General features: G+C 64.8%; 16 protein-coding genes. 7 read left to right on the plus strand and 9 right to left on the minus strand.

The features are described from left to right. Positions 1-140: 140 nt before the first annotated feature. The 4 genes from yddG to ACXAF3_RS13705 all read left to right on the plus strand — a co-directional run bounded on the left by yddG (position 141) and on the right by ACXAF3_RS13705 (position 4283). The gene (yddG, locus tag ACXAF3_RS13690) at positions 141-1052 is read left to right on the plus strand and encodes an aromatic amino acid exporter YddG (RefSeq protein WP_475112873.1); all 912 of its coding nucleotides are present in this window, start codon (positions 141-143) and stop codon (positions 1050-1052) included. Positions 1053-1241: 189 nt separating this feature from the next. Next, positions 1242-1697 (plus strand): MarR family winged helix-turn-helix transcriptional regulator, encoded by a 456-nt coding sequence (locus tag ACXAF3_RS13695; protein WP_475112874.1) that lies wholly within the window; start codon positions 1242-1244, stop codon positions 1695-1697. Between the two features lies 1 nt (position 1698). Beyond that, positions 1699-2784, plus strand: a complete 1086-nt coding sequence (locus ACXAF3_RS13700) for an HlyD family secretion protein (RefSeq protein ID WP_475112875.1) — start codon at positions 1699-1701, stop codon at positions 2782-2784. A gap of 32 nt (positions 2785-2816) precedes the next feature. Next, positions 2817-4283, plus strand: coding sequence for a DHA2 family efflux MFS transporter permease subunit (locus ACXAF3_RS13705; RefSeq protein WP_475112876.1), 1467 nt, complete (start codon positions 2817-2819; stop codon positions 4281-4283). 127 nt (positions 4284-4410) lie between these two features. On the opposite strand, the gene ACXAF3_RS13710 is transcribed toward ACXAF3_RS13705, so the two are convergent. From ACXAF3_RS13710 to ACXAF3_RS13720, 3 genes are all read right to left on the minus strand, one after another. Then, the gene (locus ACXAF3_RS13710) at positions 4411-4827 is read right to left on the minus strand and encodes a DUF2147 domain-containing protein (RefSeq protein ID WP_475112877.1); all 417 of its coding nucleotides are present in this window, start codon (positions 4825-4827) and stop codon (positions 4411-4413) included. Between the two features lie 112 nt (positions 4828-4939). Next, positions 4940-6406: a protein adenylyltransferase SelO gene (locus ACXAF3_RS13715; protein WP_475112878.1), complete on the minus strand. Its 1467-nt coding sequence runs from the start codon at positions 6404-6406 to the stop codon at positions 4940-4942. A gap of 108 nt (positions 6407-6514) precedes the next feature. Beyond that, positions 6515-7981 carry a Ppx/GppA phosphatase family protein gene (locus ACXAF3_RS13720; protein WP_475112879.1) on the minus strand — a complete coding sequence of 489 codons (1467 nt, stop codon included), beginning with the start codon at positions 7979-7981 and terminating at the stop codon, positions 6515-6517. A gap of 236 nt (positions 7982-8217) precedes the next feature. On the opposite strand from ACXAF3_RS13720, the gene ppk1 reads away from it, so the two are divergent. Beyond that, on the plus strand, positions 8218-10278 hold the full coding sequence (gene ppk1, locus ACXAF3_RS13725) for a polyphosphate kinase 1 (protein ID WP_475112880.1): 2061 nt from the start codon (positions 8218-8220) through the stop codon (positions 10276-10278). Here ppk1 and ACXAF3_RS13730 read toward each other — a convergent pair. Continuing rightward, entirely contained in the window at positions 10265-10762 is a 498-nt protein-coding gene (locus ACXAF3_RS13730) for a hypothetical protein (protein ID WP_475112881.1), read from the minus strand. The two genes, ppk1 and ACXAF3_RS13730, sit on opposite strands and share 14 nt — an antisense overlap. 70 nt (positions 10763-10832) lie before the next feature. Then, positions 10833-12584: a bifunctional isocitrate dehydrogenase kinase/phosphatase gene (gene aceK / locus ACXAF3_RS13735; RefSeq protein WP_475112882.1), complete on the minus strand. Its 1752-nt coding sequence runs from the start codon at positions 12582-12584 to the stop codon at positions 10833-10835. A 187-nt stretch (positions 12585-12771) separates the two neighbouring features. On the opposite strand from aceK, the gene ACXAF3_RS13740 reads away from it, so the two are divergent. Next, complete coding sequence (locus tag ACXAF3_RS13740; protein WP_475112883.1) at positions 12772-13380, plus strand: MarC family protein; 609 nt, start codon at positions 12772-12774, stop codon at positions 13378-13380. A gap of 150 nt (positions 13381-13530) precedes the next feature. On the opposite strand, the gene ACXAF3_RS13745 is transcribed toward ACXAF3_RS13740, so the two are convergent. Together ACXAF3_RS13745 and ACXAF3_RS13750 are read right to left on the minus strand one after the other, a co-directional pair. Next, positions 13531-14781: a catalase family protein gene (locus ACXAF3_RS13745; RefSeq protein ID WP_475112884.1), complete on the minus strand. Its 1251-nt coding sequence runs from the start codon at positions 14779-14781 to the stop codon at positions 13531-13533. Then, entirely contained in the window at positions 14778-16835 is a 2058-nt protein-coding gene (locus tag ACXAF3_RS13750) for a di-heme-cytochrome C peroxidase (RefSeq protein WP_475112885.1), read from the minus strand. The genes ACXAF3_RS13745 and ACXAF3_RS13750 overlap by 4 nt, the downstream gene beginning before the upstream one ends. 517 nt (positions 16836-17352) lie before the next feature. Between ACXAF3_RS13750 and ACXAF3_RS13755 the strand changes: the two genes are divergently transcribed. Continuing rightward, on the plus strand, positions 17353-19236 hold the full coding sequence (locus ACXAF3_RS13755) for a sensor domain-containing diguanylate cyclase (RefSeq protein WP_475112886.1): 1884 nt from the start codon (positions 17353-17355) through the stop codon (positions 19234-19236). Here the strand turns inward: ACXAF3_RS13755 and pstS are convergent. Together pstS and ACXAF3_RS13765 are read right to left on the minus strand one after the other, a co-directional pair. Next, positions 19226-20296, minus strand: coding sequence for a phosphate ABC transporter substrate-binding protein PstS (pstS, locus tag ACXAF3_RS13760; RefSeq protein WP_475112887.1), 1071 nt, complete (start codon positions 20294-20296; stop codon positions 19226-19228). The genes ACXAF3_RS13755 and pstS overlap by 11 nt on opposite strands. An 88-nt stretch (positions 20297-20384) precedes the next feature. Continuing rightward, a complete protein-coding gene (locus ACXAF3_RS13765) occupies positions 20385-22310 on the minus strand; it encodes a PhoX family protein (RefSeq protein ID WP_475112888.1) in 1926 nt (641 codons plus the stop codon). Between the last annotated feature and the right edge of the window lie 17 nt (positions 22311-22327).

Genomic DNA, 22327 nt, shown 5'->3' on the forward strand with positions numbered 1-22327 from the left:
GTGCGGCATGCGGGGAAAGAATGCCGCCACCAGCGCAAACCTTTGCCATTTCGACAAAGTCTTCTGCCTGATTGCGAAAGTACAGCCGGCAGAGCCGGCGTAATCTGGCGCAATCCGGGATGCTGAATGAGGACCACATCGTGTTTTGGAATAGAGCCACCGCCATTGGCGGCATCTCCATCCTGCTCTGGGGCACACTGGCGCTGCTTACCCAGCTGACAGGAAACCGTATTCCACCGTTCCAGCTGCTGGGGATGACCTTCGCCATCGCCTGGTCGCTGATGCTGGTCAAGGGCTTGCTGCTGGGACCGTCGCTATTGCGAGTGCTGCGCCAGCCGGCGCGGGCTTGGCTGCTGGGTGTGGGCGGACTCTTCGGCTATCACGCCTGCTACTTCGCCGCCATGGCGCTGGCGCCGGCAGTGGAAGTCAGCCTGCTGGCCTACTTGTGGCCGCTGCTGACTGTGATTTTTTCGGCGCTGCTGCCGGGGCACAGATTACTCGCGGTGCATATCGGCGGTGCGCTGATGGCGCTGGCCGGATGCTGGTTGCTGTTGGACCGGGGCGACGGCGGTTTCGAGTGGCACTACTGGCCCGGCTATGCACTGGCCATCGGCTGCGCGCTGATCTGGTCCTCCTATTCGGTGGCCAGCCGGTTGCTGGCCAAAGTGCCTACAGATGCAGTCGGCGGCTTCTGCGCGGCCACCGCCGCACTCGGCTTTGTCTGTCACCTGCTGTGGGAGAGCTGGGTTTGGCCGCAGGGGGCATTGCAGTGGCTGGGAATTGTAGGCCTGGGGCTGGGCCCGGTGGGCATCGCATTTTTTACCTGGGATTACGGGGTCAAGCACGGCGACCTGCGCCTGCTCGGGGTGCTCGCCTACGGCGCACCACTGATTTCGACGCTGCTGTTGGTGCTGGCGGGCTACGCCGAGTCCAGCTGGGTCCTGGCCGCGTCCAGCCTGTTGATTGTCGGCGGCGCCCTGCTGGCCGCCATCGGGCCGGCTCTGCGACCGGCAAAGAAGCCTGTGGAAGCGGCCTGCGATGCGCGTTCATAACGTTAAGCGCTCCCACACTCGATATCCGGCCGGGTCATTCATGGCCCGGCCAACCTTCTGCTAACCCCGACTTCTGCTAACCCCAAATGACTGGGCCTCTCGGGCCGCAAGCGGGATACGAACCCGGCGCTTCCGCATTGTGCTTATTGTAAGCACCCTTATAATACGCGCCCTCAAAACGGGGGCCCCATGTCCGACGAAATCCACTCAGCCAAAGACGGCGCCGCGCAGATGAGTTTCGAGCTGCACAGCGCCGCGCGCCTGTTGCGGCGCAACTTCGACCGCCGCGCCAAGGCCCACGGACTCAGCCGCTCGCGCTGGCAGGTGTTGTGGCACCTGGCGCGGGAGCAGGGGCAGAAGCAGGCGGAGTTGGCGGATCGTATGGACGTGGCGCCGATCAGCCTGGCGCGGCAGCTGGACAATCTGCAGCAGGAGGGGCTGGTGGAGCGCCGCCCGGACCCGGGCGACAGGCGCTGTTTCCGCATCTATCTCACCGACGCCGCCGCGCCGGCCCTGGAGGTGCTGCGCGGGCTGGCACAGCAGACCCGCAGCCAGGCGCTGGCCGGCTTTTCCACCGAAGAGGTGCAGCTGTTGCAGGGGCTGTTGGGGCGGCTGCGGCAGAACCTGACACGTGAGGAGGTATAACGTGAAGGACAAGTTGCAGGAAAAAGTGGGGCGGCTGCCGGTGCGTCGCCTGGCTTTCGCCGCCGGCATAGTCGCGGCGCTGGCGGTGACCGGCTGGTGCCTGTTCGGCGGTGGCGGCAGCGTGGAGACCGAGAACGCCTACATCAAGGCGGACAAGATCACGCTGGCGCCGGAAGTCAGCGGCGTGGTGGCGCGGGTGAATGTCAGGGCCAACCAGCCGGTGGAGCAGGGCCAGCTGCTGGTGGAGCTGAACCCGACGCCCTTCGAACTGGCGGTGGCCGAGGCGGAGGCGCACCTGGGGCAGGTCAGAAACCAGCTGCTGGCGCGCCGCGCCGAATACGCCGAAGCCGAGGCGGCGCTGGAGCAGGCGCGCAAGGATGCGGACTTCTACCGCCGCCAGCTGTCCCGCAACGAAAAGCTGGGCAAGGTGGCTCTGTCCGAGGCGCAGCTGGACGAATCGCGCCAGCTGCTGGAGCGGGCGCGGGCGCAGATTGCGATCAACACCGAGAAGCTCGCCAGCCTGCGCGCGGAACTGGGCGGCAACCCGGAGATACCGCTGGAGGAGCAGGCGGACCTGAAGGTGGCTCAGGCGAAGCTGGACAAGGCCCGCTACCAGCTGTCGCGCACCCGTATCTTTGCGCCGGCGGACGGGGTCATCGCCAACGAGGTGCCGCAGCCCGGCGAAATGGCGCCGGCGGGTATCGGGCTGATCAGCATGCTCGGCGCCGACGGCCTCTGGATCGAGGCGAACCTGAAGGAGACGGAGCTGGCGCAGGTGCGCGCCGGCCAGCAGGCCGAGGTCAGGCTGGATGCCTATCCCGGATTCCGCTGGCAGGCCCAGGTGGAGAGCCTGAGTCCGGCCAGCGGCAGCGAGTTCGCGCTGATTCCGCCGCAAAACGCCAGCGGCAACTGGGTCAAGGTGGTGCAGCGGGTGCCGGTGCGCCTGCGCCTCTACCCGGCCAAGGACGCGCCGGCGCTGCGCGCGGGTATGAGCGCCAGGGTGCGCATCGATACCAGCGAGGACGAAAAGCTGGTGGCCGCGCGCGCGGCCGCTGGTGAGGGCAGCCGGGTCGTGCTCGCGGAATGACGCCGGTCGCGATGACAGACGGGCGCCGGCGCATGATCACGCTCAGTATCATGCTGGCCACGGTGATCCAGGTGCTGGACACCACCATCGCCAACGTGGCCCTGCCGCATATGCAGGGCAGCCTCGGCGCCGGCAGCGACCAGATCACCTGGGTGCTGACCTCCTATATCGTCGCCGCGGCCATCATGACGCTGCCGGTGGGCTATCTGTCGCAGCGCTTCGGCCGGCGCAAACTGTTCCTCTGCTCCGTGGCCGGATTCACCGTCACCTCGATGCTGTGCGGCCAGGCCGGCAGCCTGAACGAGATGATCTTCTGGCGCCTGATGCAGGGCGCCTTCGGCGCCGCGCTGGTGCCCCTCTCCCAGGCCACGCTGTTGGACACCTATCCGCGCGAGCGGCACGCCTCGGCGATGGGCCTCTGGGGCGTGGGGGTGATGATCGGGCCGATTCTCGGGCCGACCCTGGGCGGCTGGCTGACCGAGTATTATTCCTGGCGCTGGGTCTTCTATATCAATCTGCCGCTCGGCCTGCTGTCGCTGGTCGGCATCTACCTGAGCGTGCCCGAGGGGGAGACGCGCAAGACGCGCTTCGACGCCCTCGGCTTCGGCCTGCTGGCGCTGGCGGTGGGCGCGCTGCAGATGCTGCTGGACCGCGGCGAACAGGTGCACTGGTTCGAGTCCCTGGAGATACAGCTGTACGCGATCGCATCCGCGCTGGGGCTCTACCTGTTCGCGGTGCACTCGCTGACCACGAACAAACCCTTTCTGTCCCCGGGCCTCTTCCGCGACCGCAACTATGTGTCCGGGCTGGTGTTTATCTTCGTCGTCGGCATCATACTGCTGGCCACCATGGCACTGCTGCCGTCCTACCTGCAGCAGTGGAAGGGCTACCCGGTGGTGACCACCGGCCTGGTACTGATGCCGCGGGGCCTCGGCGTCATGGTCGCGATGCTGCTGGTGGGGCGACTGCTGCGCTATTTCGATCCGCGCGCGCTGATCGTGGCTGGCATGTTGCTGGTGGGCCTGTCGCTGCACCTGATGGCCGGCTTCAACCTGCAGGTGAGCCAGCGGGCGCTGGTGCTGACCGGCACACTGCAGGGATTCGGGCTGGGGCTGGTGTTCGTGCCTATCTCGACGCTGGCCTACGCGACCCTGCCGGCGCGGCTGCGCGGCGAGGCCACGGCGCTGTTCAGCCTGTCGCGCAACCTGGGCAGCAGTATCGGCGTGTCGATCGTGATGGCGGTGCTGACGCGCAACCTGTGGATCAACCAGCAGCAGCTGGGGGAGCGGCTGCAGCCGTCGCCGGAATTGCTCGGCGCGCTAGCCGGTCCCGGGGCGCCGGGGGCGCTGCCGCTGAATGTCGCGCAGGAACTGTCGCGGCAGGCGGCGGAAATCGCCTATGTGAACGATTTTCAGCTGTTGATGTGGATTACGCTGGCGGCGATTCCGCTGGTGTTTTTGCTGTCGAATCCGGGGCGGGAATCCGAGTCCGCGGCCTGAATATGGCCGCGGCCGGGCGAACACAACTCCAGGTATTCGCGGCACCTGCCGCCCCTACAGATCGAGTTACGGGGGAAAGGCTGGCTTGTAGGGGCGAGCCTTGTGTTCGCCCACTGCGCGCCGGAAATTACTGCACCCTGTACCAGGTCTGGGTGCGGTAGAAGAAGCCTAAATAGCCGCGCACCTTCAGCTGGTTGCCCTCGAGCCAGAACTTGCAGTCGTAGATCTTGCCCTTGGCCGGGTCGAGAATCTGGCCGCCCTCGTAGACATCGCCGCTCTTCACCATGCCGGTGATCACGTCCATACCCACAATCGGCTTGCCCTTGCGCGCGCCGGGGCACTTTTCGCAGATGGTGTCGTCGGGCTTCATCAGCAGATCCACCACGCGCCCGTAGTATTTGCCGCCCTTCTGATAGATCTCGACGATGGATTTCGGCTGGCCCGTTTCGTCGTCGATGGTGCGCCACTTGCCCAGCACGTCCTGGGCGCTGGCCGGTAGCGCGAACAGCACACAGCAGGCCGCCATCAGCAGGTTTCTGATCATCTCGCTTACCCCTTGTATTCCCTGTTGAGTCGTGACCGGAATAATACACCAAGTCATATATAAAACATGGAATCTTATTCCAGTGTAGTCCGGTGCGGAGGGTGCGCGGCGCTCAGGAGGAGCAGCTGACCGGCATATGCTTGCCGGACTCCGGTGGCGCCGCGGCCCAGGTCTCGTGCGCCGGGTGTTCGTCGAAGGGGTTCTGCAGCAATTCGATCATCGTCTGCAGCGGCCGGTAGTCGCCGCCCTCGGCGGCGTCTATCACCTTCTGCGCCAGGTAGTTGCGCAGCACGAACTTGGGGTTGGCGGCGAGCATGGCGCGGTTGCGCGCGCGGGAGTCGCGGTGCTCCCGCGCCAGGCGCTGGTCGTAGTGGGCGAGCCACTGCTCCAGGGCCCCGCGCTGCGCCGGCGCTATCAGCGCCCGCAGCGCCGCCGGCGGGCGCTCGCCGCGGTAGTGGGCCAGGGCGCGGAAAAACAGCGTGTAGTCGGCCCGGCTGTCCGCGAGCAGCTTGAGCAGGTCCGCGCACAGCGTCTGGTCGCCGTCCTCCTCCGTTTCCAGCCCCAGCTTGCGGCGCATCAGCGCGGCGTATTCGTCGATCAGGCGCGGCTGGAAATCCTCCAGGCAGTCGCGCAGCGTCTCGGTGCCGACGAAGGCGGAAAGGGCGTGGGCCAGCGCGTTCAGGTTCCACAGCACCACGCCGGGCTGCTGCTCGAAGGCGTAGCGGCCGGTGTGGTCCGAGTGGTTGCAGATAAAGGCCGGCTCGTAGTCGTCGAGAAAGCCGTAGGGGCCGTAGTCGAAGGTGTCGCCGATAATCGACATATTGTCGGTGTTCAATACGCCGTGGGCGAAACCCACCGACTGCCAGCCGGCCACCAGCTCCGCACTCCTGCGCGTGGCAAAGCGCAGCAGTGCCTCCGCCTGCCCGGCCACCGGCAGCTCCGCGACCTCCGGCAGAAAGCGGCGGCAGACAGTATCGATCAGTTTCTGCAGCGCTTGCAGCTGCTTGGTATAGAAAAAATATTCGAAGTGGCCAAAGCGCACATGGCTTTCGGCCACGCGGATCAGCATGGCGCCGCTCTCGATTTTTTCCCGCACCACCGGCTCGTCGCTGCCGACGATACACAGCGCGCGGGTGCTGCGGATGCCGAGGCCGGTGAGCGCTTCGCCGGCCAGGTATTCGCGCACCGTCGAGCGCAGCACCGCGCGGCCGTCACCGAAGCGGGAGTAGGGGGTCTTGCCGGCGCCCTTCAAATGCAGCTCCCAGCGTTTGCCGGCGTGTTCCAGCTCCCCCAGCAACAGCGCGCGGCCGTCGCCCAGGTCCGGGTTGTAGACACCGAACTGGTGGCCGGTGTATTTCATCGCGAAGGGGCGGCTGCCCTTGAAAAGCTTCTTACCGCAGCCGAGCTGGGCCCAGTCCGGATTGCGCGCCTCCGTCTCGTCGATGCCCAGCAGTTTCAGGACCGCCGGGTTGACGTGAATCAGTTTCGGGTTTTCGAAGGGGGTCGGATCGATGCGTGTGCCGAAGGCGTCGCCGAGATCGGCGTAGTGGTGGCTGAGGGAGACTTGGCTGAGCTTCATAAATAATCATTGTAGGGTGGAAATGCGAGGTGCTTCCAATGCGGTTTGGACTAGCGGCGGGCCGGGTGCGCAGCTGGGCCGCCCGGACCTTTGCGCTCGGCAGGGGAGTCACACGGCATCCAGTTCCAGCTTCAGCGGTTGCGACCGCCAGTGTTCCAGCTCCTGGTAGAGTAGGTCCTCGATGGCGGGATTCTGGTCCAGCCAGGGCTGCGGGATACGCAGCCGGTAGCCGTCGTCGCGCGCTGCCAGTGTCAGTCCGTTCAGCGCCCGGTCGGTGCGGTCGCGGTGCATGATGCAGGCGAGACGCAGGCACAGCAGCAGATCCGGATCGGGGTGGAAACCGTAGTGTTCCCGCGGCGGTTTGATGCGGCCGCGCTGGTTGCGCAGCAGGTGCGCCAGGTTTTCCTGTTCGCTTCTGGCGAAGCCCGCCAGATCCGCGTGTTCGATCATATAGGCGCCGAGCTTGCGGAAGCTACTGTGGGACAGCGCCAGGCCGACTTCGTGCAGCTGCGCGGCCCAGCGCAGCCGCTGCTGCTGTTCGTCGGGTGGATCGGGGCGCAGTTGGTACAGCAGGTCCAGCGCCGTGTCGCCCACGCGGCGGGCCTGTCCGGCGTCCACCTGCCAGCGCTGCATCATCGCCGCGACAGTGTCGGCGCGGCGGTCGCCGCCGTGCAGCCGCCCGGCCAGGTCGTGGACTATACCCTCGCGGATCGCGTAGGGGGACACCTGCATGCTCTGGATATCCAGTTCGCAGAAGATGGCGTGCAGTATCGCCAGCCCGGCGGCGAAAACCGGTCGCCGCTCCTCGTCCAGGTTGGGCAGGTCCAGCTCGGCGATGTGTTTGGCGGCGGCCACCTTTTCCGCCAGCCGGTCGATATCCTCGCGCCGGATGTCGGCGAGTTCGCCGCCGTTCAACACCCGCGCCACCGCCTTGACAGTGCCCGAGCAGCCGATCACTTCGGCGTTTTCAGCCAGGTGTTGCAGTTCCTGCAGCTCGGCGCGGGCGGCGCGGCGGGCGCGGTTGAAATGGTTGACGGTGTTGCTGGTGATCAGGCCGTCGGCAAAGAAGCGCTTGCTGAAGGAGACGCAGCCGATATACAGGCTCTGCAACCGGTGCGGCACCTCGCGGCCGCGTACCAGCTCGGTGGAGCCGCCGCCGATATCCACCACGCAGCGCAACCGCGGCGGGCTGTCGGCGGCCGCCATGACGCCGCTGTAGATCAGCCGCGCCTCCTCGATGCCGCTGATGATTTCGATGGGGGCACCGAGAATGGCTTCGGCGGATTCGAGAAAGCCGTCTGCGTTGGCGGCGGCGCGCAGGGTGTTGGTGCCGACGCAGCGGATATGGTCTGGCGGTAGCTCCGCCAGCACCGGACGGAAGCGGTGCAGGGAGGCCAGCGCGCGCTCGGCGATAAGCGGATCCAGGTTGCGAGCCTCGTCCAGACCCTCGGCCAGCCGCACCATGGCGCGATCCGTATGCAGGCGCACCATGCGCTGGTCGCGGAATTCCGCCAGCAGCAGATGGAAACTGTTGGAGCCCAGGTCCAGGGCGGCGTAGCGTTCTCGGTCAGGCACCATCCGCTTCCTTGTCAAAAAACTGTCATCTGAATGTAGCAAACTGCCTTACTATTAACCCGGCGGTTAAATACTGGCGCAGATGTGTGAATCTGCTGGTATTTAGCGAGCTCGCGCCAGCCTGCGGCTGGCGGCGGCACATCCCTGTACCGCATTAACCCGTTAACCTATTCGGTTGCCGGGTTAATATTTTATTTCGGCCACCCGGAGATCCTCAGGGACCTGGCAGTCACTCCATGCCCAATGATACGCCCCTATATCCGAAAGAGCTAAGCTGGCTTTCCTTCAACGAGCGCGTCCTGCAGGAAGTGGAGGACGAGACGGTGCCCATTATCGAGCGGGTGCGCTTTCTCGGAATCTTTTCCAACAACCTGGATGAATTCTACCGGGTGCGTGTGGCGGACGTGCGACGCCTGGCCACATTCGCCAAGGGTGCGGAGCAGAAAAAGCAGTTTTCGGAGCTGCTGGCCAGCATCAACGAAAAGGTGCTCAGGTTGCAGCGCCGCTCCCGTGCCGCCTACAGCAAGGTACTGTTGGATCTGGCCAAACACCATATCCACCTGGTCAACGAAACCCAGCTGTGCGAAAAGCAGCGCGCCTTCGTGGTGGACTACTTCCACCGCGAGGTGCTGCCGGAGCTGGAGCCCTTTTTCATCGACGACCGGGATACCATGCCGCTTCTGAATGAAGCGAGCATTTACTTTGCGATTCACCTGAGGCTTGTGGACGGCTCGGAGCGCTTCGCGGCCATGGAGATCCCCACCGACACCCTGTCGCGCTTCGTGGTGATACCGCCGCGCCAGGGTAAACACGAGAAAGTCTATATCGTCCTCGACAATATCATCCGCGCCTGTCTGGTGGAGGTGTTCCGCTATGTGCTGCCGATCGAACAGGCCGAGGCCTATATGTTCAAGATCAGCCGCGATGCGGAGCTGGAGCTGGGGGAGCACGTCACCCAGAACATCGTCGACCGGGTGGCCAAATCGCTGAAAAAGCGCAAGCAGGCGGAGCCGGTACGGATGGCCTACGACGCGCAGATGCCGGGGGCATTGCTGAAGCTGCTAAAGAAAAAACTGAAGATGGGTCGCTACGACAGTTTCACCCCCGGCGGCCGCTACCACAATTCCAAGGACTTTATGGGATTTCCTGCCGAGTCGGCACGCCACTGCTACAAGCCCCTGAACCCACTGCCGACGCTGCCGGAAGACCAGAGCATTTTCGACCTGCTGCGCGGGCGCGATCAGCTCTACTACTACCCGTATCACGATTTCCGCGCGATCACCAACCTGCTGATTTCCGCCGCCATAGATCCGCAGGTTTCGGAAATACGCATTACCCTCTACCGGGTGGCGAGGAATTCCCGCGTGGTGGCGGCGCTGGTCAATGCGGTGCGCAACCACAAGAAAGTGATCGCGGTGGTGGAGCTGCAGGCGCGTTTCGACGAGCTGGCCAATATCCACTGGTCCAACGAGCTGCGCGACGCCGGCGTGCATGTGATCTACGGCGTGCCCGGGCTCAAGGTGCACTGCAAGCTGATTTCCATCGTGCGCAGGGAGGGTGGCGAGAACAGGTTCTACAGCCACCTGGGCACTGGTAATTTCAACGAGAGCACCGCCCGCGTCTACTGCGATTTCAGTCTGCTCACCAGCGACCAGGCACTGGGGCGGGATGTCTACGACGTGTTCGAGTTTATCCAGTACACCCACTTGCGGCCCGAGTACCGGCACATAGCCGTGTCCCCCTACAGCAACCGCCCGACGCTGCTGGACGCCATAGACCGGGAGATTGCCGCGGCCGAAGCCGGCGAACAGGCGGCGCTGTTTTTCAAGTGCAATAATCTGGTGGACAGCGAACTGATCGAGCGCCTGTATCGCGCCGGCGCCGCCGGCGTGCAGGTGCGCATCATAGTGCGCAGCATGTGCGCACTGGTATGCGAGACGCCGGGGCTGTCGGAAAATATCCAGGCGATCAGCCTGGTTGACAAGTATCTGGAACACGCCCGTGTCTATATGTTTCACAACGGCGGCAATGAGCTGGTATGGATGTCATCGGCGGACCTGATGACCCGCAACCTGGACCACCGCGTCGAGGTGACCTTTCCGATTCTCGACGAGGAACACCGCAAGGTGGTGAAGAAAATCATGGAGTTGCAGTGGAGCGACAACCAGAAGGCGCGGGTGCTGGATGCGGAGCAGAGCAACACGCGCATTGCCAGCAACACCGATAAGGGCTGCCGTGCGCAGGACGCAATTTACCGATATCTGAAACGGCAGAGTAACGCAGTCAGCGGCGGCTGAAACCCACCAGCTTGCCGCGGCTGAAGGAGAAGCGGTAGCGCTCGCCGACCTTCAGCTGTTCGCGGCAGGTGGACTGGATGGTGATGCGCGGGTACTGGGGGGTGACCACCCAGGTGGTGAAGTCCCTGCCCGGGCCGCGGCTGATCAGCCAGTAGTGGTCGCCGCCCTCGCAGGTGCCGGCCTGCATGCAGTTGTCGAAGCCCCACACATAGGCGCTGACGTCGTACTGCGCCGGCGCGTTGTCGGCTTCGCGAAATGGCTGTTCGGAGTCGTCGGTAAAAGTATAGAGGTCGTCGAACTTGATCCGGCGGAAGCCCCGCGCCGGTGTGCTGCAGCTGACGGTGTGTTTTTTCGCCGCCACGCGGGCGTGGGGTCGCGCCTTTCCCTCCCCCGGCTTCGCCAGCTCGCTGGGGAGGTAGCCGCAGCCGCCGCCGAAAATCATCGCCAGCGCGCAAATAGCCGCCGCCAAGCCGATAGGACGCACACTCTTTACCTCGCGTTTATGGGCCTCCTTCAACTATAGCCGCAAATTTTCCGGTGCCGGGCCGCGCGGCTCAGCGCCTGCCCGTTCGCATGGAGCGCCGCTTGAAGCGCCATTTGCGGCGGTAGGGGAAGGCGCTTTCGATATGGCCGGCGCGAATGCGCTCCTGCAGCCGCTGCCAGTAGCGGTAGTCGTAGAGGTCGCTGTGCTGGTCCTCGAAGGCCTTGCGCGCAGTGGGATTGCCGGAGAAGAAGAGGCGGAATTCCTCCGGGAATACGTCCGCCTCGTCCACCGTGTACCAGGGCCTGTCCGACAGCTCCTGCTCCGCGGTCTGCGGCTCGGGAATCTTGCGGAAGTTGCAGTCGGTCAGCGGGCAGAGTTCGTCGTAGTCGTAGAAGACGACGCGGCCGTGGCGCGTCACGCCAAAATTTTTCAGCAGCATATCGCCGGGGAAGATATTCGCCGCCGCCAGCTGCTTGATCGCGTTGCCGTACTCCTCCATCGCCTCGCGGATCTCCTCGTCGCTGGCGTGCTGCAGGTAGAGGTTCAGGGGTTCCATGCGCCGCTCCACATACAGGTGCTTGATGATGACCCACTTGTCGTCCATCTGCAGTTTCGACGGCGCCAGTTCCTGCAACTCGGCCAGCAGCTCGTCGCTGAAGCGGTTGCGGTAGAAAATAAAGTTGGTGTATTCCTGGGTGTCCGCCATGCGCCCGACCCGGTCGGAGCGGGACACGAACTTGTACTTCTCCTTGACGATCGCCTCGGTGACGGTTTTCGGGCGGTCGAACCTGTCCTTGATGACCTTGAACACCACCGGGTAGGAGGGCAGGGTGAACACGCTCATGACCATGCCCTTGATTCCCGGCGCTATCACGAACTTGTCGTTGCTGACCTTCATATGCGCGAGGATATGGCGGTAGAACTCCGTCTTGCCGTGCTTGTGGAAGCCGATGGAGTTGTAGAGTTCGGAGCGCTCCTTCAGTGGCATGATAGTGGAGAGGAAGCGCACGAAGCGCGACGGTATCGGCGCGTCCACCATGAAATAGGAGCGGGTGAAACTGAAAATGATACTGGCGGAATCCTGGCTGTAGAGCACAGTGTCCACGAAGATGCCGCCGCGGCCGTTGTTCAGGCAGGGCAGTATCAGCGGTATCACCTCGCCGCCGAACATCATGCGCCCCACCAGGTAGGCGGCCTTGTTGCGGTAGAAGACCGACTCCAGCATGTCCACACGCAGCTGCTTTTCGTTTTCCAGCCCGGCCAGGGGGGCGGCGCGCAGGGCCGCGCAGATGTTTTTAATATCCCGCTGCAGGTCCTCCCAGGGCACCGAAAAACCGTAGTCGTTGAGTATGTCCTCGATCATATACTCGAGGCCGTCGCGCCCGCTGTAGCTGATATAGATGCTGTAGTCCCGCAGCGGTTTGTCGTCCGGCGTGCGCGAGGGTTTGACGAAGATATTGCTGTCGTGGATGTACTCGTGCTGGAACTGACTGCAGAACACCGAATTGAAAAAGGTCTCGGCGATCTCGTAGTTGCTGTGGTTGGCGATCAGCTGCGCGTAGGTGGCGCGCGCGTCGCGCCACAGGTCGAGCATGCTGGTGTCCTTGCTGGTGACCGAGTGTACCAGCTTCAGCACCTGGTTGACCTTCGTCTTGTAGAGGTCGATGCGCTCTTTGTTGGCCTGGTGCACCTCGTGCCAGGCGGCCCGCTCGAAACGCGCTTTGGCGCCGAGGGTGATGTTCTGGAAGTCGGCGAAGTAGGCGTCGAAGCCGTTCAGGATGGTCTTTGCGATGCGGCGCGCTGTCGGGGAGTGGTTGGTCATGCACTAGACTTTATGTTCGGAAACCAGATTCTCCCCCTCTGTAGGAGCGGCCCATGGCCGCGATCGGACCAAAATCGAGCTGAGGGCTCCGCTCGGCCCCGCTGCCGGCGGCAGACTTCGATCGCGGCCATGGGCCGCTCCTACAGAGGGGCTTAGCCGATAGTAGCACGCTGCGCCGGAGCCTCCCTTGAACGATTGGATCAGCAGCTTTGTCTTTTTCTTTGCGGTCATAGACCCGGTGGGCACACTGCCGGTGTTTATTGCCGTCACCGCGAGCCACGCCGAGTGGCAGAAGCGCAAGATAGCGATACTGGCGGTGCTGGTGGCCACCGGCATACTGATGTTTTTCCTGCTCGCCGGCCAGTACCTGCTGGAGACCATCGGCGTGCCGCTGTCGGCCTTCCAGGTGGCCGGCGGCGTGGTGCTGTTCCTGTTCGCGCTGACGATGATCTTCGGCGAGGGCAAGCCGGAGCAGGAGATGGAGATAGTGCAGGAGGGGCACGAGACGGCGATTTTCCCGCTGGCGGTGCCCTCCATCGCCTCCCCCGGCGCCATGCTGGCGGCGGTGGTGCTGACCGACAACTACCGCTTCGACCCGATACACCAGGCCCGCACCGCCACGGCGATGCTGGCGGTGCTGGGCATAGTGCTGCTGCTTCTGCTGACCGCCAACTGGATCTTCCGCTGGATCGGCAACGCCGGCGCCAGCATCGTCAGCCGCGTGATGGGCCTGATTCTGGCCTCGGTGGCGACCACCAATGTGCTGCTGGGGATACAGCAGTTCTTCTCGGTGTAGGAACGACCGAGTGCTGCCACTACTGAGCCAGGCCCCGCTGCCGGTGGCCACCCGGCAAAAAACCTGATCGGTAAATATTTGCCGGGCGGCCACCGGCAGCGGGGCCGATCGGAGCCAGATCGCGGCCATGGGCCGCCGCTACAAGGGGTATCAATCCCAGCAGCGCGGCGGCGGCTCGGTGCCGTCCGCGGGGCGGTATTTGGGATCGAAGCAGCGCGGCAGCGGCCACTTTGGCTTGACGCTGTGGAAGACACCGGACAGGTCGCAGTCCCGCCCGCCGTCCAGGCACCAGCCTTGCGGCTCGAACACCTCGGTGCCGTTTTCCCTGTGCCGGTACTGCGACACCGCGTGGTAGACGAGGCGTCGGGCCCGGTTCAGGCTGCCGAGCGGGCGCCACTCGCCGACGCCGTGCCAGGGGTTCATGGACAGCTTCTCGCAAAACTGCTGTTGCGCCTCGCCGTCGAAGGTCTGCGGCGGGATATTGAGCCTGGCCACCGGCACGAACGGCGAGGCCGTCTCCGACCAGATCACCGAGGCGTCGTCGATGGGCATATCGGCGCCGGGTACTTTCTCCTGCAGCATAAAGTCGAAGCAGGCGCCGCCCTCGGCCAGCTGCGCCGCCATGGCGCGGGTGAGATAGTCGTCGTGCGTGCGGTCGACGCCGGTTTCGAAACTCATGCCCGGGCAGGGGCGCGCGGAAAATTTCAGCTGGGTGTTGCCGAGCTGGTAGGGCAGCATCGAGAAGTACTGCGGCTGCAGTGGCGTCTCTATCTCGGAGGACACTGTCTGCGCCGCGCGGTAGAGCAGCTTGGGGCGGAAGCGCGGCGGCCACAGACCGATAAACCAACTGGTGCGCTCAAGCTTTGCCAGGTGGCTCATATTGTCGACATAGTCGAAGATGTTGCGGTTAAAGAAGGCCGGGGTATTGGTCATGATGAAGTCCTGCGTCTTCGGGCCCTCCATCTCCGGCGCTATCTTGGTGCCCTCCACCCCCGTCAGCTTGATCGCCATGCCGCGGGCGTCCGGTTCCCCGTCCGCCTGCACCACCATGTCGCCGTTGGAGAAGCGGATCCAGGACTGGTATTCGCGCCCCGGCTGGGCGAATACGCTGTGGCGGAAGTGCTCGGGAATATCGCCGTTGACCGAGAAGGTGGCGCGCAGGCAGCCGGTCGCCTTGGCGTGAGCGTCGCGGCGGAAGGGCGGGCCGTTGATTTTTTCCGCCTTGCGGGAGATCTCGCGGCCGAATGCCATGGCCCGCTCTATCGCCGCCATCTCCTGTGCGGACAGCTCCATATCCAGCGCTATCCGCTCGAGTTGGCTCAGTCCTTCCGGGTTGTTTGCCGGCGCCGGCGCGCTGCACACGAGCAGGCCGGAGAAAAGCAGTGTTTGCAATCGCTTCATCGCGCCGTCTCCTGTGCGAGCAGATGGCCGACACCGAGGCTGCGGTGGACGCTGTTGCAGGCCTGGGCCTTCGATTCACTCGATGGCCCCGGGCCGTAGTTGTCCCAGTTCATCGGATCGCCGCCGAGGGCGCTGTCGAACTCCGGGTTGCCCATCACCTTCAGGTACTCGAGGAGCGCGTAGCGCTCCGCTTCGCTGAGCAGCCTGCCGATGCGCCCGGGCATGTCCACGTCGGTGAACAGGTGGCCGGTATTGCGGTTGCCGTCGATGCGGGTGTCCACCAGGAAGCTGCCGGCCGAGTATTCGGTGACGTAGCCGAGTTTTTGCGGGTCGTATTCGCGGTTGCCGACGTAGAAGGTTTTCGGCCTCGCGCGCAGCGGCGAGAGCAGATCGTAAATCGTCGGCACAGAGCCGTTGTGCAGAAACGGCGGCGTGGCCCAGACGCCGTGCAGCGGGCGCGCCTTGTAGGCGCGCTTGTTTTCGATGCGGAAAGGCACATTGAGGCCGTCGAAATCCGCCACCTTCTGCGCGCCCTCGATACCCCACTGTCGGTAGAGCTTCGGTACCAGCTGGTTCAGTAGCAGCTGCAGTCCGTCGCCGGTGCTGACCGGCGGCGCGCCCGGAAAGAGCGCGCTGAGGTCGTAGCGGTTGTCGATGAAATTGTCCGCGAGCTTCGGGTCTGTGCCGATCACATCGGTGGCTATCCAGGGTAGAGCCCAGAGGCGGTCGCGCCAGTCGCTGCGGTAGGCGAGACCGTCCCTGCGCGTCACGTCGCCGGCCATATCCCACTGCCAGTTCACCGCGTACTGGCCCGGCAGCGGCGCGTCCGGGCCATCGGCCACCCGCCAGTCGTAGCGCCGGGACTCGTGCGGGCCGTGGCAGAAGGCGCACTGCTCGGCAAACAGGTCCTTGCCGGCCCTGGCTCTGGCGATATCGATTTCGCCCAGTATTTCCTGCGGCCACTTGGACGGCTTCAGGCTGCGCAGCAGGCCCTCCACGCAGTGCATGCCGTCCAGGTCCACGGGCGTTGCGCCGAACTCGCTGCCGCCGACCGCCCGGCCCTCGGCGTCGACCAGTTTGATCGGGGCCAGTACACCCAGGCTCTCGCCGATATTGCGCGTCATGGCCTGGTTGGTGAAGCCGGTGTACTGCACCCAGTCGAAGCGCCAGATATCCCACAGAAAGGGGTAGCTGGCCGGCGCATCCGCGACCCGGTAATTCTCCGGCCGCTGCAGGCGGTAGCCGAACACCACATTGCCGATGCGCCCTATCGCATCGGTGCGGCCGCGCCCCTCCTCCACCGGATAGTACTGCGGGGCGCCGGGACCGCTGGCGAAGGCCTTCAGCTCGGCGGCGAACTGCCGGAAGCGGGTGCGCAGGGCCTGGCGTCTGGCCGCGTCTTCGCCCACCAGGCGCGTGGCGAACCTGTCCCACTTGGCCGGGTTGTAGAGGGTCTCGAACACGGAGGCGCCGAGCGTGGTGATGAACTCGCCGCGCGCGGCGGTGGGAATACTCTGCATCGCCTGGCCGCCGTCGACCCGCAGCGCGGTGCCGCGGTAGTGCAGTTCGCCGGTGTGGCAGGCGGCGCAGCCTATGTCCAGGCGTTCGCGGCCGCTGTCGGGGTCTCTGTGGCGCGTCAGGCCCACGGGCAGGTTGGCGGGATTCAGCGGACTGGGGCGCTGGCCCGGGTCGACGACAAAACCCCAGCCGCGCATATTGCGCTCGCTGGCGAGCAGTTCCCGCGACAGCGGCAGCTCCAGGTTGGCGAACCAGGCGTAGTCCATGCCGAACAGCTCGGTGCCCTGGGGTGTGTAGTAGTAACTCTGGCGCTGCTGTTCGCTCCATCCCTCGTTCAGGTAGTGGACGCGATGGATGCGCTCCCGGGTCAGGTTCGGCGCCAGATAGTCGGCCAGCGCGCGGTAGGCGATCAGAACGACGGCGATCAGCGCGATGCAGATCCTGAGCCAGCGCGGCCCCAGCGCTTTCCACAAGTTGAGCAGGGCGCGCAGCAGGCCCCCCAGCCAGCGCCACAAACCGATCGCCGATTTTTTCAAAATCTTCGTTATTTTCCTGACAATCCTGCCAGACGGTGTCAGTGCGCGGTAAGCGATGCGCATAGTTGCCCCCGAAAAATTAACAATCGATAGATTCTGCGCGCCGGCTGCAGGGTGCGCGTTTCTTGTAGCAGTCGAATAGCCCGGCCATGGATGGCCGGGTCGCAAATCAAGCACTTAAGTGCTTGATTTGTCGTGGAGGGTTTGCGGACATGCGCCGTGTATCGTGTACATGGCGCGGCGGCCGGTGTACGGAGAAACGGTGTATGGAAAAATGCCCGTTGCTCCGGGGCAGGGCGGGGGAAAGCCTGCGGAATTCCGTTTTCGCGCGCCGGCCGGCCCGGTTAAAACCGATGAATTGCACCTCTACCTCCTGTGATCGGCGCCCCGCAGCTGTTTGTTGTCAGAGGGCGCGGTCCGTTGAATCCCTGTTGGTGCCGGCGCAGTCAGACTTTTATTTTACAGCGCCGCGGCGAGCCATTATAAAGGCAGCCTCTTGCAGCCTTTGCAAATAAAAATGCATAAAACACGATCGAACAGCGGCGGGCGCCGGGGCGCCCGCGCCGTATCGCGCGCACTGGCCGGGGTCCGAAGTTTATTGAAATCCCTGCTCGCCGTCATTTTCCTGCTGCCGGTGGCCGCTAGTGCACAGGTGGAGGTGGGGGCGCGGGAGAGTGGCGACAAGCTGACCGGGCAGGCGGAGATATGGCACGACGCGGTGGGGGACAGCGGCCTGGAGGAGGCTAGGCGGGCCTATCTGCGCGGTGAATTCAGGCCGCTGGAAAGCGCCGGCTCTACCGGTCTGCAGCCGGGCGCCTTCTGGACGCACTTCTCGCTGAAGAATGTCACCGATACCGAGTTGACCCTGCATATCGAATATGTCGACCACCAGCTGATCGGCCTCGAAGCCTTCGCCCGGGAGGGCGCCGACACGGATTACCGCCGCATCGGCCGCCTGTCGCTGGGCGAGCCTTTTTCCAGCCGGCAGGTGCCGCACAACCGCTTTGTTTTCGAGACATCCCTGCCCGCGGGGCAGACGGTGGAGTATCTGGTCAAGCTCAGCTCCGACGAATTAGGGGTGGTATTTCCGAGCATGCGGATCTGGGATCCGGATGCGCTCCGCTATTCGAGCGGTCTCGAAACCGGTGTTATGGCCTTCCTGCTGGGCGGCTACTTTCTGATGTCGATGTTTGCGCTGGTCGGGGCCATCATCGCCAGGGAGAAGCTTTTTTACATCTACTCGGTCTATTCCGCCTCCAAGTTCGCCGTCTGGTGCACGATACTCGGCTACACCCACCAGTATTTCATCACCGATCACTTCCACTGGAGCTATATGTCGCTCAGTGGGGCCATTACCATCCTGTGCGGTCTCGTCTTCTCGCGTATGTTCCTGCAGACCGGGAAGCACACACCGCGTCTCGACTACCTGCTGAAATTCATGATGGCCAACGCCGTCTTCCTGCTGGCCTGTGCGCTGTTGAAGCTGAAGGCGCTGTCGGTGATATCCATCACCGTCGCGTTGTTGCTCTACCCGCTGATCGCGCTGGTCGCTTTCGTGCGCTGGCGGCAGGGCTACCGCGAGGCGGGGATCTTCGCGCTGGCCTGGAGCCTGCTGGTGCTGGGCCTGCTGGTGCAGGCCATGCGGGATCTGGGCTATGTGGAGCACAACTTCATCAATTACTACTGGCCGCCGTTCGCCTCCTTTGTCGAGATGCTGACCATCATGGCGGCCATCGGCCTGATGGTGCGGCGTCTGCGCCTGCAGAAGGAAGAGGCGGAGAAAAAATATACCCAGCAGCTGGAGATCTCCAAGGCGGAGCTGGAACAGCAGGTGCAGTGGCGCACCCGGGAACTGCAGGCGGCAAAGATAAAGGCGGAGCGGGAGGCGCGCACGGACCCGCTGACCGGCATCTACAACCGCCGCAGTTTCTTCGCCGAGTCGGAACAGCTTTTCAGGCTGGCGAAGAGAAAGGGCCTGCCGATCAGCCTGTTGATGCTGGATATCGACCACTTCAAGTCCATCAACGACAACCACGGCCACGGGGTGGGCGATCTGGCCCTGCGCGCATTCAGCGATACGATCGCGGACCATATCCGCACAACCGACGTGTTCGGCCGCCTCGGCGGAGAGGAGTTCGCGCTGCTATTGAGTGAAGACCGCGACGGCGCCCTGAACACCGCGCAGCGTCTGCACCGGGAGATCGCCGGAATAGCGCTGGAGACCGGGGCCGGCCCGCTGCAGTTCACCGCCAGTATCGGTGTCGTCCATTTGCGGGACGAGGTCGGCGTCGAGGAGCTGCTGCACAAGGCGGACTGCGCCCTGTACCAGGCGAAAGGGGCGGGCAGGAACCGCATTGTCGAGTACGAGGCCTCAGTGCCGGCTGCGGCGGTCAGCGAATAAAGGCGGCGGCCGCGCGCACTTTGGTTCTGACCGTTTCCGGCAGCGGGGTGTAACCCAGCGCCTTGGCCCGTTCCTGCGCCGCGTCGCTCACCATGTAGTGCACCAGCCGCCGCAGCGCGTCCGCCTTTTCGTCCTCCTGTTCGGCGTAGCACAGAAGCCAGGTGAAGCTGGTGATCGGATAGGCGTTTTCCGCGCCCGGGTCCCAATCCCAGGCAATCAGATTCGGCGCCTCGCTGCCCGGCAGCGTTCCGTTGGGGAAGGCGATACCGGCCAGGGCCGCGGCGCCCGACTCAGTTCCGGGGAAGACATAGTTGCCGGCGCGGTTTTGCAGTTGCGCGATCGGCAGTTCCACCAGTTTGGCGAAGCTGTATTCCACATAGCCGATGGCGCCCGGTGTCCGCTTCACTGCCGCGGCGACGCCCTGGCTGCCCGGGGCCTTCTCGATATGGCTAGCGCCGGGCCAGTTCGGTGTGCGGCCGTGGCCCACCTCCTGTTTGAAGTCTGCGTTGATATGACTCAGGTGGCCGGTGAGGATATGGGTGGTGCCGGAGGCGTCGGAGCGCCGGACCAGCGTGATATCCAGCCGCGGCAATTCCACCTCCGGGTTGGCGTCGGCGATCCTGCTGTCGTTCCAGTGGTGGATCTTCCCGCGAAAAATATCGGCGTAAACCTCGCGGGGCAGTTTCAGGCTGGTGACCCCGGGCAGGTTGAATACCAGCGCCACCTCGCCGGCCGTCACCGGCAGCAGCACGGCGCCGCCTTCCACCAGCGCGAGTTCCGCCTCGTCCATGGCCGCAACGGAGGCCGCGAAATCCACCGTGCGGCCGATAAAGTCGCGGATACCCGCGCCGCTGCCCGTCGCCTCATAGAAGATGAAGACGCCCGTGTTTTTGTGGCTGAAATCCCGAAACCACTGCGTGTAGATGGGATAGGGGAAATCGGCGCCGGCGCCCCTGAGCGTGATATCGGCGCGCGACGGCGGGGCGAAGGCGACGGCCGCGGCAAAGGTCAGGGCGGCGGCCAGGAGATGGCCGATGGGCAGAGCGCGCCAGAAAGTCATCGGAATACCTCGATGGGTTTACGCGGGCGATGGACTCCCCAGAAATTCTAGCAGGCCGCGTCGCCCGGCCTTTTGCCGCCGCGGCGCTTCAACTGCCCACCACTTTGCCGTCCCTGCGGTAGATGGCCAGCAGCGACGGCCGCGGCGGCAGCCGCGGGTCTCCGTCCGGCCAGCGGTGCATGGGGTTGTCGAAGGTGGAGCCGCGACCGTCCGCCGGGTGCTGCACCGATACGAACAGTGTCCTGCCGTCCGGGGTGAACTCCGGCCCGCACACCTCGGCGCCGGCCGGGCAGCCGAAGAAATGTTTCGGCGCCGCGCGCCGCTCGCCCTCGGTGGCCATGGCCCAGAGGCCGTCGTGAAAGCCGAAATCCTCGCAGCCGTCGGTGGCGATCCACAGATTGCCGCCGTTGTCGAAGGCCACGTTGTCCGGGTTCGCGAACCAGCCGTGGGCGGAGATGGCGCCCGGAGTCTGCTGGCCGTAGGCGCCGCGCTCGCGCGGGTCTTCCGCGTTCGGGTTGCCGCCGAGCAGGAAGGTGTTCCAGCGGAAGTCGTCGGCCGCGTGATTGCGCCGGCCGTACTCCCCCGGCGGCACTATTTCCAGCACATGGCCGGCGGCGTTGCGCGGGCGCGGGTTGGCCGCGTCTGTATCGTCCGCGCGGCGCTTCTTGTTCTTGGTCAGCATCACGTAGGTGCAGTCGTTGACCGGGTTGGTCTCCACATCCTCGGGCCTGTCCATCGGCGTGGCGCCGAGCAGCGCCGCGGCGCGGCGCGCGTCTATCAAGACGTCCGCCTGGTTGCGGAAGCCGTTTTCCCCGGTCAGCGGTCCCTGGCCGAACACCAGCGGCAGCCAGCGGCCGCTGCCATCCTCATTGAACTGGGCCGCGTAGAGGGTGCCCTCGGTCAGCAGCGCGCGGTTGGCCGCATCGCCGGGCCGGTAAGTGTTTTTCGACACATAGCGGTAGACGAACTGGTGCTCGTCGTCGTCGCCGCCGTAGGCGACGATGGGCTGCTCCGGCTTGCACACCAGCGTGAAGCCCTCGTGCTCGAAGCGCCCGAGGCTGGTCAGCTTGCGCGGGCGCGAATTCGGGTCGTAGGGATCGTATTCCACCATCCAGCCGAAGCGGTTGGGCTCATTCGGTTCGAAGCCGATATCGAAGCGGCGGTCGTGATCGCCCCAGTTGCGGTTGTCGGGCGCTATGCCGAAGGCGTGGTGGTTTCTCGCCTCGACCGGGTCGGCGATACGGTCCGGGTCCCCCTGGAAGGCGCCGCCGAATCCCTCCTCGGCGATCAGCACCGTGCCCCAGGGCGTCTTGCCGCCGGCGCAGTTGCCGACAGTGCCGAACACGCGGCGGCCCGAGGGATCCGCCCGCGTCTGCAGGCGGCGGTCGCCGGCGGCCGGGCCGACGATGTCCATCTCGGTATTCAGCGTGATGCGGCGGTTGTAGGGGCTGTCCAGCACCGGTTGCCAGCCGCTATCGGTTTTCTCGATTTCCACCACCGCGTGGCCGCAGGCGGCCTGCTCAATGGCCACATGGGCGGCCGAGACGCCGCGGTTGGCGCTGTGCTTGTCGCGGTAGCCGGGGAACATCAGGTGCGGCTGCGTGTACTCGTGATTCACGCACAGCAGGCCGCGCTCGCTGTTGCGGCTCTTGTAGTGGCGCTCGCCCTCGCCCGGCGCGGCGCCCGGGTCCAGCGGCATAAAGGCGATAAAGTCGTTGTTGTAGCCGAAACGGCGCGCCTGCTCGGCGGCGGTCAGGGCTTTCGGCTCAAAGGGGCCGGCGCCGGTCACAATCGGGTCGCCCCAGCGCAGCAGCAGGTCGGCACTATAGCCCGCCGGCACATGGTGGTGGTCGTCCAGAGCGTGGGGAATTTCCACAAAGCCGAGAGGCTCGCCGGCGTCGCTGTCACTCCGGCCACAGCCCGGCAACAGGCTGGCGCCGGCGCCTGCGGCCGTGGCGGCGCCAATGGCCTTGAATAATTTGCGCCGCGCGGGGTTCTGCAGTGTTTTCGCCATCGGCTCGTCTTCCTTTG

Source organism: Microbulbifer sp. ABF4_143, assembly GCF_056160225.1.

What these genes read in the sequence shown, in the direction of transcription:
- ACXAF3_RS13710 (WP_475112877.1), bottom strand. Translation starts at nt 4,827, where the DNA reads ATGATCAGAAACCTGCTGATGGCGGCCTGCTGTGTGCTGTTCGCGCTA.
- ACXAF3_RS13745 (WP_475112884.1), bottom strand. Translation starts at nt 14,781, where the DNA reads ATGAAGCGATTGCAAACACTGCTTTTCTCCGGCCTGCTCGTGTGCAGC.
- ppk1 (WP_475112880.1), top strand. Translation starts at nt 8,218, where the DNA reads ATGCCCAATGATACGCCCCTATATCCGAAAGAGCTAAGCTGGCTTTCC.
- aceK (WP_475112882.1), bottom strand. Translation starts at nt 12,584, where the DNA reads ATGACCAACCACTCCCCGACAGCGCGCCGCATCGCAAAGACCATCCTG.
- ACXAF3_RS13715 (WP_475112878.1), bottom strand. Translation starts at nt 6,406, where the DNA reads ATGAAGCTCAGCCAAGTCTCCCTCAGCCACCACTACGCCGATCTCGGC.
- ACXAF3_RS13695 (WP_475112874.1), top strand. Translation starts at nt 1,242, where the DNA reads ATGTCCGACGAAATCCACTCAGCCAAAGACGGCGCCGCGCAGATGAGT.
- ACXAF3_RS13755 (WP_475112886.1), top strand. Translation starts at nt 17,353, where the DNA reads ATGCATAAAACACGATCGAACAGCGGCGGGCGCCGGGGCGCCCGCGCC.
- pstS (WP_475112887.1), bottom strand. Translation starts at nt 20,296, where the DNA reads ATGACTTTCTGGCGCGCTCTGCCCATCGGCCATCTCCTGGCCGCCGCC.
- ACXAF3_RS13705 (WP_475112876.1), top strand. Translation starts at nt 2,817, where the DNA reads ATGATCACGCTCAGTATCATGCTGGCCACGGTGATCCAGGTGCTGGAC.
- ACXAF3_RS13765 (WP_475112888.1), bottom strand. Translation starts at nt 22,310, where the DNA reads ATGGCGAAAACACTGCAGAACCCCGCGCGGCGCAAATTATTCAAGGCC.